The organism is Candidatus Nitrosotenuis chungbukensis, assembly GCF_000685395.1.
GTDB lineage: Archaea > Thermoproteota > Nitrososphaeria > Nitrososphaerales > Nitrosopumilaceae > Nitrosotenuis > Nitrosotenuis chungbukensis.
This window is the reverse complement of sequence record NZ_AVSQ01000014.1, coordinates 1-14,618: the sequence shown is the minus strand read 5'-3', so window position 1 is coordinate 14,618 and position 14,618 is coordinate 1. Positions and strand designations below refer to the sequence as shown.

The window sequence follows — 14,618 nt, the reverse complement described above, 5'->3', positions numbered from 1 at the left end:
TCTCTAGTATAGTGCCGAAGCCTCTTGCTTTAGTGCGTCTGCGTTTGCGTCGTTTAGATGTTTTGCGAGGTATGTGTAGATGCCGTATTTTAGTACTTTAAGTGACAAAAGCGCGCATTTGATCCTGACTGCCTGGAGGTTTTGCAGGCCAAGTTCGCCCAGTATGTCGTCTTTTTGTATCTTTTTGACATCGTCAATGCTTTTTCCTTTCACAATCTCAGTCATGACAGAAGAGCATGCCATGCAGATGGCGCATCCTCTCCCGTTGAACTTGATGTCAGATACCTTGTTGTCTTTAATATTCATGAAAATATCAATGGAATCACCACACAGAGGATTGCTGTCATGGTATGTTATGTCTGGATTTTCAATTTTCCCAAAGTTGCTTGGGTGCCTTGAATATTCCACAATCATCTCATGGTATATGTCTGCATTGCCGCTCATAGTTTGAACAACCTCGCTGCCTTTTCAAGCGATTTTATCAAAACGTCGACTTCTTCTTTGGTGTTGTAGATGTAAAAGCTTGCACGCGATGTTGCTGCGACATCGAGTCGTTCCATTAGCACCTGTGCGCAGTGGTGGCCCGATCTTATTGCAACCCCTTCTTCGTCTATGATGGTTGCAAGATCATGCGGATGAATGTCTGCAAAGTTAAATGATATTACTCCTCCCCTCTTTGAGATGTCCTTTGTTCCATAGATTTTGAGTCCCTTGATTGCGGACATTTTTTCAAGGGCGTATTTTGTTATCTCGATTTCGTGATTTCTGACAAAGTCCATCCCCAAATTATTCAGATAGTCAAGCGCTGCTGAAAATCCAATTACGTCTGCAATATTCGGGGTTCCCGCCTCAAACTTGTATGGTAGGTCATTCCAGGTGGTCTCATATTTGTGAACCTCGCGGATCATGTCCCCTCCTCCGTGGAACGGGATCATTTGCTCTAGCAGTTCCTTTCTCACCCACAGAACGCCAACGCCTGTTGGGCCCAGCATTTTGTGTGCGGAAAACGCGAAAAAGTCACATCCGAGATTTTGCAGGTCAACTTTCATGTGCGGAACAGACTGTGCGCCGTCAACTAGTACCCTTACTCCTGCCTTTTTGCATTTTTGCATCACTGCAGGCATGTCAGTTATGGTACCAAGTACATTTGACATCTGGCTTATGGCGACAAGCTTTACTTTGCCGGTTGCAAGATACGTGTCAAGCTGGTCTAGGAGCAGTTCGCCATCATCGTTTACTCCAATGTATTCTAGTTTGGCGCCCTTTTCCTGAGTCAGCAATTGCCATGGGACAATGTTGCTGTGGTGCTCGTATTCTGTTGTAACTATGATGTCGCCTGCTTTTACGTTCTGTCGGCCCCAGGTGTACGCTACGAGGTTGATTGCCTCAGTCGTGCCGCGGACAAAAATTATCTCCTGCCTGTCCAGTATGTTGAGGAATTTGGCAACCTTGTCGCGAGTCATCTCGTATGCCTCTGTTGCCTCCTCTGCAAGGGCATGGACTGCGCGATGAATGTTGGAATTATGATTTGTGTAAAAGTCTGAAATTGCATTGATCACTTGGATTGGTTTTTGTGCAGTTGCGGCATTGTCAAAGTACACTAGCTGCTTGTCGTTTCGCACCTTTCGTTTTAGAATTGGGAAATCCGCTCGAATTTTTTCAATAGAAATTGCAGTCTGCATTGCTATACCTCAACGTAGATCTCGTTTTGATCTATTTTAACATTGTACGTTTTCAGCGGCTCCTCTGCAGGCGGGTTCAGGGGATTGCCAGTCTCCAAATTAAAAACAGAAAGATGTAACGGGCATCTCACTCCCTCGTCACTGAGAAATCCTGAAGATAGATCTGCTTCTGCATGCGTGCAGATTCGATCTGTCGCATATATGGTTCCGTTTAGGTTTGTTATGAGAAGTCGTTTTTCCTTGTGATCAAAACTGAACATTTCGTTATTTCCAACTTGGTCTTTGTTACATGCTTTAATCCAGATTGCCAAAATGCTCACCGGTATTTGTAGTGGGTTTCAAGCTGATCTGCTTCTTTGTATCTTACTTCCTCTACTTCCACTATTGATTTTAGTTGTTCGTCTGATTTTATGACCAGATCTCTGTTTTGCCACTTGGCTTCTATCAGGTATGAGATCCAAGCCCTTACCTGGTACGACATCACACGCGACATCGGCTCTAGGAATCCTTCGATGATTATTTTTTCAGCCTCAGAGCGGTCAAGGCACCTAGCACCTAGATAGAAAATCTGTTCTTCATCTATTTGTGCAACGGATGCAGAGTGGGTTGCCTTGACGTCGTTTGTCAGAATTTCAAGTCCTGGGATGGCATCGGACTTTGCATCCTTGTCCAGCAGTATTGAGCGGCCAGACAGAAATGATTTTGATTTTGGTGCAGTTTCCATTATTTTGATCATGCCCTTGAACAATGATTTTGATTTGTTTTTTAGAACGGATCTTTGCACCACCTGTCCTTCTGTGGACGGTTGCAGGTGAATCAGATTTGCAGACAGGTCAAATGACTGGTCATTGTTCCCAAATACGACCTCGGCATCTTGGACAGATGCGCCAACTCCGTTTAGGTAATAATGGGTTCTGTATCTAGATAGCATCGAGCCAAACAGTCCAAGGTACGAGTTTACCTTTGCATCTTGTGATATCGTGCAGTTTCGTGTCGAAAAGCTAACTGCGCTTTGATCCATTGCCTGAAACGATGTGAGATGCAGCTGACTGTTTTGGTGTGCGTTGATTGTCATTAGTTCAAGATATGCCTGCTGCTTGCTTGATTTTGGCGCGTAGAGTTCTTGTACTATACTTGCCTTGCTTGATTCCTCTGCTACGATGATGTTTTTTGATATTGCAGATGTTCCGTCAGGTGACACTGATGACACCACATGGATTGGTTTTTCCAGTACGAGGTTTCTTGGAATTTTAATAAATATTCCAGAATTAAATGCGGCATTGTTTAGTGCCGTGTACTTGTCCTCATTTGGGTTGCTTGATTCAAGGATTTTTCTGACAGTATCACCGTCTGTCTTTATTGCATCATAAATTGATGTTACCACGAGCCCCTTTGACTTCATTTCGTCTGGAACGTGAATTCTAAAAATGTTAGAGCCGATCTGTATGATGTGGATTTCAGATTCTAATTCCTGCAGTCGTGGCTTTAATGTGTCAAAGATTGTGTTCTCTGAGCTTACGGACAGTGACACCTGTGCAGGATCCATTCTCTTTGCATCTGTATACTTGTTGTATAGTGGGGACACTTCTGGCGGCAAGGTCTGATAGATAGTAAAAGAGTTCTTTCGGTATTGTTTTAGCCAGTCTGGCTCACTTTTTGATGCAGAGATATCATCGACGTGAGTTGTGGTGATTGTTGATAGGGCTTGCATGTCCGTTCAAAAATAAAAAGTAGGATTTTATCCTACAGAGTCGTCCATTTCTAGTTTTATGAGTCTGTTTAGCTCTACTGCATATTCCATTGGAAGCTCCTTTGTGAATGGCTCCATGAATCCGTTTACAATCAATGTGAGTGCCTCTTCTTCTGTGAATCCCCTAGTCATCAGATAGAATATTTGCTCGTCGCCAATTTTTCCGACGGTTGCCTCGTGGGTAACGGTTGCGTCTTCTTGGTTGATTTCCATGTATGGGTAAGTGTCAGTCTTTGATGTATCATCAAGTAACAAGGCATCGCATCTAACGGACGCCTTTACGTTTTTAGCGCCCTTTGCCACGTGGAGCAATCCCCGGTATGTTGATCTTCCGTTTAGTCTGCTTACTGATTTTGATGTGGTTCTAGATGTGGTATCAGATGCTAGGTGTACCATTTTTGCGCCGGTGTCTTGATGCTGGCCTTTTCCTGCAAATGCAATTGACAGAGTTTCGCCATGTGCATGTGGTTCAAGTAGATAAATTCCAGGATACTTCATTGTGATTTTGCTTCCAATGTTTCCGTCAATCCATTCCACCTTTGCTCCTTCGTATGCATATGCTCTCTTTGTTACCAGATTGTAGACATCGCTTGACCAGTTTTGGATCGTGGTGTATCTTAGTTTGGCATCTTTGTGTGCGACTAGCTCGACTACTGCAGAGTGCAGTGACTCTGATGAATACACAGGTGCGGTGCATCCTTCGATGTAGTGTACCTCGGATCCTTCGTCTGCTATGATCAGCGTTCTTTCAAACTGTCCGATGTTTTCTGCGTTAATCCTAAAGTATGCTTGTAGCGGCATGTCTACCTTGACTCCTGGTGGGATGTAGATGAAAGAGCCACCACTCCATACTGCTGAGTTTAGTGCTGCAAATTTGTTGTCCTCCGGTGGAATTACTTTGCCAAAGTATTTTTTGAAAATATCAGGATGCTCGCGTAATGCGGTTTCAGTGTCAAGGAAGATTACGCCTTTTTTTGCCAAGTCTTCTCTCAAACTGTGATACACTACTTCTGATTCGTATTGCGCGCCTACGCCTGCAAGGAATTTTTTTTCTGCCTCTGGAATGCCTAGCTTGTCAAATGTTTTTTTGACATTTTCTGGAACGTCATCCCAGCTTTTCTCGCTTTTTTCAGAAGCCTTTGCATAATAGTATATGTTTTGAAAATCAATTGCGCTAAGATCTGGGCCCCATTTTGGCATCGGTTTTTTCATGAAAACATCATAAGATCGTAATCTAAAATCAAGCATCCATTGCGGCTCGTTTTTTAATTTGCTAATTTCAATGACTGTTTCCCTTGTTAGTCCCTTTTTGGAAAGGTGGACGTATAGTTCGGTTGAATCTTTAAAATCATATTTTGAATAATCCATTTCTAGATTTTCAGTAGTCATGCACTACAAAACTCCGTTATGTTATAAATAGATTTTACATGGTTTACTAGTTGTGCGGCGGAGTAGGTCTAGCTAACATAGCTTAAGCTAATGAAAAAATATTTTTCATTGCGTCAAACGCGCCATGCACGGTGTGCACGTCTGCAACTTTTGTTTGCACGTTAAATTTTTTCAATTCTTCTGCTGTGAAGGGTCCGATTGCAACGATCTGAATCTTTTCCAAGTTCTTCAAGAGATCTTTATTCTCGCACATATGCGACATGATTTCAAAAAATCCTTGAACTGACGACACGCTGGTGTATACGATGCCATCGATTTTGTTTTGCAAAAACAGTTCAGTGAATTCTTTCCACTGGGAATGATCAGAGAATGCCTTTACGTCATAGAGATAGATTTCCTTTACGATCAGTCCAATTTTTTCCAAGAGGTCTGCCAAAAATTCAGTTGATGCGCCGCTTCTTGGGATGATGACTTTTTTTCCAACGGCGTTCAGTCTGGTAAAAGATTCCCCCACGCCTACAGACGAGTACCTGTTTGGCACATGGTTTACCTTTATTCCCTCCGATTCTAGTGCCTCTTTTGTCTTGGGGCCAACTGCAACCACGATAGTATTTGCAACTGCCATCTGCAGTTCGTGGTGTTTAGAGTTGTTTTTTGCGACATCAAAGAGCAATTTGACTGCCTTTGGACTCATAAACACCGAATAGTCTGGATTAAACTCTTTGATTGAATCTAAAAAGTCGTCTGCTATCTTTTCTCCTTTGCTGACCAGCTCTAGTGTGGGAAGCGGTATAGGGATTGCGTTTTCCTGCGATGCGAGATCGATGAACTCCTTTGCATCTTCCTTTGTTCTTGTGATTGCTATTGTCTTTCCTGAAATCATTTTTTCCATCCGATTGTTTTGTGTAGTTTTACTACGTTTCCTATTATAATTATTGATGGCGGCGTGATCTTGTTTTGCTTTATCTTTTTTTCTATATTCGATATGGTGCCAACAACCATCCTGTGATTCTCAGTTGTTCCATTTTGTATTACTGCAACTGGTGTGTTTTTGGCCAATCCTCCTGCGATCAGGGACTTTGATATTGTGCCGATTCTAGACAGGCCCATCATTATCACTATTGTCTCAACTGATTTTGCAAGCTGCTTCCATTTTACAGCGTCTTTGGTTTTTTCCGGATCCTCATGACCTGTGACAAACACTACGGAGGACGAATATTTTCTATGGGTGAGTGGAATTCCAGAATAAATTGCAGAACCGATCCCAGATGTTATTCCAGGAATGATTTCGAATTTCACTTTGTATTTTCGTAGGTACTCTGCTTCCTCTCCACCCCTCCCAAAGATAAACGGGTCCCCTCCCTTTAGTCGGACTACGTTCTTGTTTGACTTTGCAAATTTTACCATTAAATCGTTGGTGCTATCCTGATGTTTGTAGTCGTCTCCAACGTCTCTACCAACGTAGATTTTTTCTGCCTTTTTTGGAATCATTGATATGATTTTTTTGCTTACCAGTCTGTCATACAGGACCACATCTGCGGATTTGATCAGTTCTACTGCGCGCAGCGTGATTAGCTTTGGATCCCCTGGTCCTGCCCCAACTAGATATACGATTCCTGTCATTTGTTCCATTCCTCCAGCTTTTCTCTCCAATCCAAGGCAAGCTCATTTACACCTTTTTGTATCAGTTCCTCTGCGACTGACTTACCCAAACCACAAGGGTCGGCCCTTGATCCGTTTTGCTGCACGATGATTGATTTTGTTCCATCTATGGAATACGCCACAACAACCAGATTCATGTCAGAACCATTCACCTTCGCGTGTGCACCAACTGGAAACCTGCATCCAGATTCCACAAATGTTGAGAGTGCCCGCTCCGATTCCACGGCTATTCTGGAATCAGGATCCTCGATCGTCTTTAGCATGGATAGTGTTTCCTTGTCGTCTGTCCTGCAGATTATTCCAAGTGCGCCCTGTCCTGGAGAAGGGAGAAAGTCGACAGAGGATAGTTTGGAGTGTTTTACGTCAATTCCGATTCGGTTTATTCCTGCCTGTGCAAGAACTATGCCATCGAATTTTCCGTCCTGTACTTTTTTTATTCTGGATTCCACATTTCCTCGGATTGGTCTTACATCAAGGTCTGGTCTTTTTCTTTTTACCTGTACTGCCCGCCTAAGACTGCTTGTCCCGATTATGGAATTTGCTGGAATTGTTTCTAATGTATGATTTTCTTTTGATATGAAAATGTCATTTACCTCTTCTCTTTTTGGGACGCATCCAAGTACAAGATTGTCCATCAGTATGGACGGGACGTCCTTTAGACTGTGCACCGCAAAATCAATTTCATGATTTGCTACTGCCTTGTCTATTTCTTTTTCAAAGATTCCCTTTTGATCTATTGTAAATAACGGTCTTGCATCAGTATCACCCTTTGTTAGAATCGTCTTTATTTCATAATCACAGCCAGGATTGTTTTTTTTAAGCTCCGATACGACCCAGTTTGTCTGTGATATAGATAGTTGGCTTCCCCTGGTACCGAGAAGGTATTTTTTCAATTTTTCACCATTTTTAGTGCGTGCCTATAGGCATCGACTGTTTTTTCAATGTCGTCAGCAGTGTGAGCATACGAGAAAAACGCAGTCTCAAACTGGGATGGCGGAATGAATATGCCTTGTTTTAGCAGATGATGGAAGAATCGGTGGAATTTTTCAGTGTCTGATCTTTTTGATGTCTTGTAGTCAACCACCGGAGAGTTAGAAAAGAAGATTTGAAACATTGAGCTGAGGTGGTTTAATTGGTGAGGGATTCGCATGTCGTCTGCAAGCTCGCTTATTGTCCGGGATAACACGTTACAGTATTGTTCCAGCTTTGGATAGAGCTTGTTTTTTAGAGCAGTCATTGTTCTTATGGAAGCGATTCCGGCGGCAACAGACACGGGGTTTCCGGCAAACGTGCTTGCCTCGTAAACTTTGCCGTTTGGTGCAAGCTGGTCCATTATGTCGCGTCTGCCCCCGACGGCAGATATTACAAATCCGTTGCTCAGTGCTTTTCCAAGTGTTGTGATGTCAGGAGTGATTCCAAAATATTCCTGCGCACCGCCAACTCCAAGTCTGAATCCTGTCACTATCTCATCAAATATCAGCGGTATGTTATGTTGTTTGGTGATTTTTTGCATTTCCTTGAGATAGTTTTTTTGCGGCAGTACCAGCCCCATGTTTGCAAGTACTGGCTCCACAATCACTCCTGCAATGTCTTTGTTTTTTGATATGACGGATTCTAATTGTTCGGTGTCATTGTATTGTACCACGACGGTGTTTTTCGAAAAATCTTCAGGTATCCCGTCAGATATTGAGATCCCGTTGTGTGCAGAGCCGGATCCTGCCTTTACCAGCATGGATTCGTGTGCTCCATGATAGCACCCTTCGAATTTTAGAATTTTTTTCTTTTTTGTTATTCCCCTTGCGAGGCGTATCGCAGTCATTGTGGCCTCAGAGCCGCTGTTTACCAAGCGAATTTTTTGCATCGATGGATAATTCTTTATGATTAGTTTTGAAAGATCAATTTCAGATGCAGATGGTGCCCCATACATGGTTCCAATTTCTAGCTGTTTTTTCACTGCAGAGACTACCTCTTTATTTCGATGCCCCAATAGTAGCGCGCCATAGCCGTTGCAAAAGTCAGTGTACCGGTTTCCGTCCTCGTCCCAGATTGAGCTCCCCTGCGCTTTTTTTACGTAAAACGGGTATGGCTCAAAATACCTAACTGGGCTGTTTACGCCAGACGGGATTACCTTCTTTGCCAGATTAAAGAGGTCTTTTGACTTCAATGATTTGGCATGATTTTTGTTATTATTAATCGTAAATGAGTAAAAAGTTCTTTTAACATTCATAATCAATCAGATTTTTACAAATTGGGATTTATTGGAGATTTGTGCTAGTGCCCTAACAATAGATTAAACGGACCCAAAGGTTCTCCGAGTAACAGTCAGTGCAAGTTCGGCAGGTCTTGTTACCAAAATAATACAAAATACAGTAAGATTATCGGAGTAGCTGTAAAACTCTTTCTCTAATTTTTTATCAGATATTATTTTTCACAAGTAACTTGGCTATTCATTCCGCCGTCATACAGTTTTACTAAGGTATCCACATCACAATCAGAGATGTATGGATAAGCTGTTTGAATTGTTGGTGCCATCAGATCCTCAGGTGCGGTGGAATGTGCAAGTCCCAACGCATGACCAAACTCATGTCTAAGTACGGTTTTGAATTGCTCATCATTTAGTTTGTCTACTTCATAGATTGTGATTGTTGATTTTAAGATCTGGTTCTGAGAGTCGTCAGCTATTGATTTGGTAAATCCGGAATATCCGTCACCGTTTCTTTCGTTAGTCAAAATTATTGTAATATCCCCCTCTCCTGCTTGTGTATCTATTACATCAAGGTTTGATGGAATGGTAAATTTAGTGGATTGTGCAGATATGTGTTCAAGTGCACCCTTCCAACCAACGTAGTATGTTGAAATTGATCCCCTTAGTCCTTTGTGAAGCAACGAGTCATCGATATCGACAGAATCTTCAGAAAGCACAACCTCCTTGATCAATGGAATCTTGTCAGGATATTTAGCGGCATTTGTTATTCCGACATGTAATGTAGAGCCAGGCACAAGTCTCCAAGACAGCCAAGTGTCAATAGTATCACCCCTTAGGTTTTGTATCAAATAGCCGCCACTATTTATTTTTCCCAGATTTGAAACTTGATATTGTTTTCCTACCAAATCTACAACATATAATGAATATGATGTAAAGCTAACAGCAACAATTAAGGCAAAAATTGCAATAATGATGATGTTTTTTCTACCAAGTTGAAAGTTTTTTTGTTCTTCAAAATGTACTGTTTTATTCAATATCAATCGTTCCTGTAAGATCTCATTTTTTTGCCGTTCTGATTCCACTGCCTTATTTTGCAATTTTTGAATTTCAGAATCATCTCGATCGCTCTTTTCAACAAGTAGTTGATTGATCTTTTCCAGTAGCATGTTTTGTTGCTCCATCTCTTTTATGGACGATTTTGTCTTATCGTCATCCACATTATTGATAGATCCATGTATTTTTTTATCAAGTAAGATTTCAATTTTTTGTTGTAATTGTTTTGCGTTTGCGCTGATCATCTCTACTTTGTTCTTTTGTTCAGGAGTTAAATGCCCAAATTTTCCTTGAAATAGCATATCGGCGTATGTCCTTATTGGAACGAGTGGGGTTTTTAGCTCGTGATGAATTATGTTTAACGAGTTTTCCGTCAGCACGATTTTATTTGATAGAATATTTTCTACGGTTTTTGTTGAAAAATTGTTCGTTGATTCTATGTGATCAATTATTTGTGCAATTTGCTCGTCTTTTGAAATATCACTATTAATCATACCATCTAATTTTTTCTGAATTAACGCTATCTGTTGAAATTCGCGAATCAGATGATTTGGATCCAATTGGTTATGATTTGATTCTCATCAGATAGTTGAGCAGTTCGTCCGGATCGATTGGCTTTCTTAGCACCGAATGAACGCCCCTTTCTATCAAATAGGCTTTGTCGTCATCTGAGACGGAAGATGCCGTAAGTGAAATTATTATTTTATGATCCACTTTGTTATTTTTGTGCAGATAGTCGATAATGTCATGTCCTGAAAAATCAGGCATTGCCAAGTCAAGTAAAATGGCATCAAAGGGGCTATTTTCGATCATTTGTAGACCGTTTTGCCCACCGTTGGAAACGTGGATGTCGTGTCCCTTTAATTTGAAATATTTTGCAAACATTGTGGTAATATCCTGATTGTCGTCAATCAGCAATATTTTCATTGTATATTTCCATGTTTAGAAGATAATAAGATTTTCGTACGAAATAGAATCGTCAATGATAATATGAACTCTTGCAGAAATCACATACGATGGTATGATTGTACGCAGGAAATGTTTGCTAGATATTAAATTCAACATAAAAAACAGTTCCAGTTTTTCCATCACTTTCAACCCAAATTCGTCCGCCAAGTTTTTCTACTATTCCCTTTGAAATGGCAAGGCCAAGACCGGTACCACTTATCTTTCTTCTCGCCGAAGTATCAACCTGATAAAATTTTTGAAAGAGATTTTGTTGGGATTCGAGTGAAATTCCAATTCCGTTATCACGTATATAGAAAATAATCTTGTTGCCTTCTATCTTCCAGCCTACCGTGATCTTGCCATTTTCATCAGGAGTAAACTTTATTGCATTTGAGATAAGATTATCAAAAACTTGACGCAGGCGTATTTTGTCAGTTTGTATGGTATGATCAGTCATCGGAATGTCTGTGATGAATTCTTTGCCTTGTTCTGCCAACACTTGCTTATAGCTTGATTCAAGATTTACAAAAAAATCAGCAATAGAAAGATCTTCCATAGTGAATTTCATCTTGTTCATATCCAGTTTTCGTACATCCATGATATCAGTGATTAATGTTTCAAGTCGCTTTGCATTTTTTTCGATTGTCAGAATAGAGTCCATCTGTTCCTCATTTATTTGTCCCATCATTTGATTCCTTAACATCTTACAATATCCGATAATTGGGACTAGTGGGGTTTTTAGCTCATGTGTTATCATTGCAGAAAACTCTTCCTTTATTTTATCAATCTTAATGAGTTTGTCTCTCTGGGACATCGTTTCATTGTATGCTGCGGCAATTTTTGCGACAAGAATTTTTTTGGAGTGAAGCATTCTAAAAATAACGTAGCTTGCAGACATTACAATTGTCAATAACACAATATCCAAGTATATTTGCGCGCGTATCACGTCAACTGTGTGAAATACATCAGAAGACGGTTGTTGTATCACTATCAGCCATTTGTTGTGAGGTACGTCTACAGAACCATAAATAAAATGCATTTTGGTGCCACTGACTGTTGTTACAGATGTTTTAGTTTCCATGTCATGAATACTTTCAATAAATTCAGAATACGGGTAATGCGCCAGACCACTCTGCGTTACAGACTCGCTTGAATCTGCGATTACGTTCCAATTCTGATCAATAAAAAAAACTTGCTCGTTTTTACCCAGTTCTAGCTTCTTAAGATTAGATCCCAGATTTGTTAAGCTTAGAGAGCCACCCCAGATCCCAACCATAGATCCATCATCAAAGACTGGCGTTCTAACTGCCACTACGTTATGACCAAGAGTTCCAGATATGTAGACTTCACTTACGTACGTATCATTAGTTTTCATGACTCCCTTGTACCAGTCCCTATTAGCAAAATTCAGATATGGTAAATTCAGTTGTGACGAATACGGCTCCATCATGTAAAAGTCGCCGTTTGGCATGTTGAATGTAATGAATTCAAAATAGGCATACTTGTCCAGAATATCACGTGCAAGAATTCTTTTCTTTAGATCCTTGTCCTCAGGTATTCCTCTTGTGGTTTCACTGATGAACTCTGAATGCGAAACATCTTTCACTATTGGTAAATTCCTAGTAACTTCAATCAGATTCACTGCATTTTTTAAATTGCTATCCAGCATGTCAGTTAGGAGACGAAGTTTGTCATTTTTTACACGTTCAATATTTTGTATTTCTTGATTAATTTGAATATCCCCATACCAAGCTATGAGAAACATGCCTATTGCAGATATGATTAGGATTACAGCTACTGGAAGCAGTTGTCCCATGAAATGTATGTCACCAATTCTAATGCGCATTTGAGCATCGATGTGCTTAGATTCTTTTGCCTATAAGCATAATGATATGTGAATAGGATTCAGGGTGAAAGCAATATGGCAGTAGTCAGATCCAACCTTACTTGCCAGATGTAAAGGATTCGTGAGAGAAACCCAATCAAAGGACTACAGTAAAAATATTTTAGTGGTCAACTTGGTCGTGTCTTAAATTCTTAAAACATGCAAAGGATCCTCAAGGTCACTAAATTAGAAAAGACTCCAGACTCAAAGATTGAGTCCTGTAAGACTCACTACAAAACTACTTTCTATAATTTCTTATTTTAATTTTCCAGCTAAGACTCGCATTTGATGATAACGTCGTCTTCGCTGTTCTGAGTTGCACTGCACGAGTCATTGTCATCTCCACCATCAATCACATCTACACCGTTTCCACCAATCAGTATGTCGTCCCCAGATTGTCCCTTTATAACATCAGAGCCATCGGCGCCGTTAATGGAATCACTACCCTCATTTCCATACACTATATCGTCGCCATCACCAGCCAAGATGCAGTCGTTTCCTTTTTCGCCAAATATTATGTCGTCACCGCCAAGACCGATTATCAAGTCTGCAAGGCCAGTTCCGACCAAAATGTCATCGACTTCTTTTCCAATCATTACGTTGTATGATGATTCTGGCTTGCCGCACGCATTGACCTCAACTGTCTGTGTCTGGCTGATTTCATTGCCAAATGAGTCAACTGCAGTCCAGGTGATCGTTGTCTTGCCGAGTGGGAATGATTCGGGTGCGTCGTTTGTCACTTTGGGCGTGATGTCAGTTAGATCAGTAACAGAAGGAGTCCCCACGGTAACCAGAGTGGTTAGCGATACTGCGTCAATTACAATATTATCTGGAATGCTTAGTCTTGGCGCAGTAGTATCAACTATAACAACATTCTGAGGAATTGTAGATGTGTTTCCAGACTCGTCAGTTGCAGTCCATGTGACTGTGGTCTCGCCGAGTGGGAATGTCTCTGGCGCGTCGTTTGTTATCTTTACTTGGCTTACAGAGTCATCTGCAATAGGCGCAGTCAATGACACCGTGTTATCTGCAAGAGAAGTTGCCTCTGAGACTATGCTGTCTAGGGCAGTAATCTTTGGCGCAGTAGTATCAATTATTGTAACCTTTTGAGTTATAGTGGATTGATTTCCAGATGAATCAGTTGCAGTCCATGTGACTGTGGTCTCGCCGAGTGGGAATGTCTCTGGCGCGTCGTTTGTCACAGATGACACCATTACTGCGTCAGAGGCTTGTGCGTTGCCTAGATGTACTACATTATCGCTAGCAGAAGTCGCTTCCATTGTGACGTCTGCCGGTGCTATTACGGTCGGAATCGTAGTATCAATTACAGATACCTTTTGAGTAGCAGTCGATGCATTTCCAGACTCGTCAGTCGCAGTCCATGTGACTGTGGTCTCGCCTAGCGGGAATGTCTCTGGTGCGTCGTTTGTAAGTGAGATAATATCCAAAATGTCTGAAACTTGTGGAATCACAAGTGAAACTAGATTATTATCATTGCTTGTCGCCTCTACTGTGACGTCAGATAATTTGGAAAACTTTGGTGGAACGGTGTCAACCACTATAACCTTTTGAGTCACAGTATTGACATTCTCAGATGCATCGCTTGCAGTCCACGTGACTAGGGTTTCTCCTACTGGGAATAATTCAGGTGCGTCGTTTGTTATGTTTGCCACTCCAACACTGTCAGTTGCAATAGGCGTCTCTAACAATACGACGTTGTCTGATTTTGATGTAGCTTCAAGTGTGATATCAGACGGTGCTGCAATTGTTGGCGCAGTGGTATCGATTACAGTTATCTTCTGGGTTGCAGTTGACACGTTTCCAGATGAATCAGTCGCAGTCCATGTGACTGTGGTCTCACCTAGCGGGAATCTCTCCGGTGCGTCGTTTGTCACAGATGACACCATTACTGCGTCAGATGCCGTAGCGTCACCTAAAGATACGGTGTTTCCATCAGACGATGCAGCTTCGAGTGTGATATCAGACGGTGCGATGATTGACGGCACGGTAGTGTCAGTTATGGTAATTTTTTGGGTGGCAGTT

The 14,618-nt window shown here is 41.4% G+C and carries 13 protein-coding genes; all 13 read right to left on the bottom strand.

What is annotated here, in order from left to right:
• Positions 1-3: 3 nt before the first annotated feature.
• Complete coding sequence (locus NKMY2_RS04675; protein WP_042685276.1) at positions 4-444, bottom strand: iron-sulfur cluster assembly scaffold protein; 441 nt, start codon at positions 442-444, stop codon at positions 4-6.
• Positions 441-1,682, bottom strand: coding sequence for a cysteine desulfurase (locus tag NKMY2_RS04670; RefSeq protein WP_042685274.1), 1,242 nt, complete (start codon positions 1,680-1,682; stop codon positions 441-443). The genes NKMY2_RS04675 and NKMY2_RS04670 overlap by 4 nt, the downstream gene beginning before the upstream one ends.
• Positions 1,683-1,684: 2 nt before the next feature.
• Entirely contained in the window at positions 1,685-1,993 is a 309-nt protein-coding gene (locus tag NKMY2_RS04665) for a non-heme iron oxygenase ferredoxin subunit (RefSeq protein WP_042685369.1), read from the bottom strand.
• 5 nt (positions 1,994-1,998) lie between these two features.
• A complete protein-coding gene (locus tag NKMY2_RS04660) occupies positions 1,999-3,393 on the bottom strand; it encodes a SufB/SufD family protein (RefSeq protein ID WP_042685271.1) in 1,395 nt (464 codons plus the stop codon).
• 27 nt (positions 3,394-3,420) lie between these two features.
• Positions 3,421-4,821, bottom strand: coding sequence for a Fe-S cluster assembly protein SufB (sufB, locus tag NKMY2_RS04655; RefSeq protein ID WP_042685269.1), 1,401 nt, complete (start codon positions 4,819-4,821; stop codon positions 3,421-3,423).
• 82 nt (positions 4,822-4,903) lie between these two features.
• A complete protein-coding gene (locus NKMY2_RS04650) occupies positions 4,904-5,704 on the bottom strand; it encodes a uroporphyrinogen-III synthase (protein WP_042685367.1) in 801 nt (266 codons plus the stop codon).
• Positions 5,701-6,444, bottom strand: coding sequence for a uroporphyrinogen-III C-methyltransferase (gene cobA, locus NKMY2_RS04645; protein ID WP_042685365.1), 744 nt, complete (start codon positions 6,442-6,444; stop codon positions 5,701-5,703). Before cobA ends, NKMY2_RS04650 begins: the two co-directional genes overlap by 4 nt.
• Complete coding sequence (gene hemC, locus NKMY2_RS04640; RefSeq protein ID WP_042685266.1) at positions 6,441-7,376, bottom strand: hydroxymethylbilane synthase; 936 nt, start codon at positions 7,374-7,376, stop codon at positions 6,441-6,443. Before hemC ends, cobA begins: the two co-directional genes overlap by 4 nt.
• A complete protein-coding gene (gene hemL / locus NKMY2_RS04635; RefSeq protein ID WP_042685263.1) occupies positions 7,373-8,647 on the bottom strand; it encodes a glutamate-1-semialdehyde 2,1-aminomutase in 1,275 nt (424 codons plus the stop codon). Before hemL ends, hemC begins: the two co-directional genes overlap by 4 nt.
• A 257-nt stretch (positions 8,648-8,904) precedes the next feature.
• Positions 8,905-10,236 carry a matrixin family metalloprotease gene (locus NKMY2_RS04630; protein ID WP_157832448.1) on the bottom strand — a complete coding sequence of 444 codons (1,332 nt, stop codon included), beginning with the start codon at positions 10,234-10,236 and terminating at the stop codon, positions 8,905-8,907.
• Between the two features lie 70 nt (positions 10,237-10,306).
• A complete protein-coding gene (locus NKMY2_RS04625) occupies positions 10,307-10,669 on the bottom strand; it encodes a response regulator (RefSeq protein ID WP_042685260.1) in 363 nt (120 codons plus the stop codon).
• A gap of 118 nt (positions 10,670-10,787) precedes the next feature.
• Positions 10,788-12,506 carry a sensor histidine kinase gene (locus tag NKMY2_RS10215; RefSeq protein ID WP_052347517.1) on the bottom strand — a complete coding sequence of 573 codons (1,719 nt, stop codon included), beginning with the start codon at positions 12,504-12,506 and terminating at the stop codon, positions 10,788-10,790.
• A gap of 341 nt (positions 12,507-12,847) precedes the next feature.
• Positions 12,848-14,618 (bottom strand): HYR domain-containing protein (locus NKMY2_RS10210; protein ID WP_157832447.1); only part of this gene is annotated, 1,771 nt, incomplete at its 5' end.

Bases quoted from the DNA above. Each gene is read 5' to 3' on its own strand.
- NKMY2_RS04675 (WP_042685276.1), bottom strand. From the start codon at position 444: ATGAGCGGCAATGCAGACATATACCATGAGATGATTGTGGAATATTCA.
- NKMY2_RS04670 (WP_042685274.1), bottom strand. From the start codon at position 1,682: ATGCAGACTGCAATTTCTATTGAAAAAATTCGAGCGGATTTCCCAATT.
- NKMY2_RS04660 (WP_042685271.1), bottom strand. From the start codon at position 3,393: ATGCAAGCCCTATCAACAATCACCACAACTCACGTCGATGATATCTCT.
- sufB (WP_042685269.1), bottom strand. From the start codon at position 4,821: ATGACTACTGAAAATCTAGAAATGGATTATTCAAAATATGATTTTAAA.
- NKMY2_RS04650 (WP_042685367.1), bottom strand. From the start codon at position 5,704: ATGATTTCAGGAAAGACAATAGCAATCACAAGAACAAAGGAAGATGCA.
- cobA (WP_042685365.1), bottom strand. From the start codon at position 6,444: ATGACAGGAATCGTATATCTAGTTGGGGCAGGACCAGGGGATCCAAAG.
- NKMY2_RS04630 (WP_157832448.1), bottom strand. From the start codon at position 10,236: ATGATTAATAGTGATATTTCAAAAGACGAGCAAATTGCACAAATAATT.
- NKMY2_RS04625 (WP_042685260.1), bottom strand. From the start codon at position 10,669: ATGAAAATATTGCTGATTGACGACAATCAGGATATTACCACAATGTTT.
- NKMY2_RS10215 (WP_052347517.1), bottom strand. From the start codon at position 12,506: ATGGGACAACTGCTTCCAGTAGCTGTAATCCTAATCATATCTGCAATA.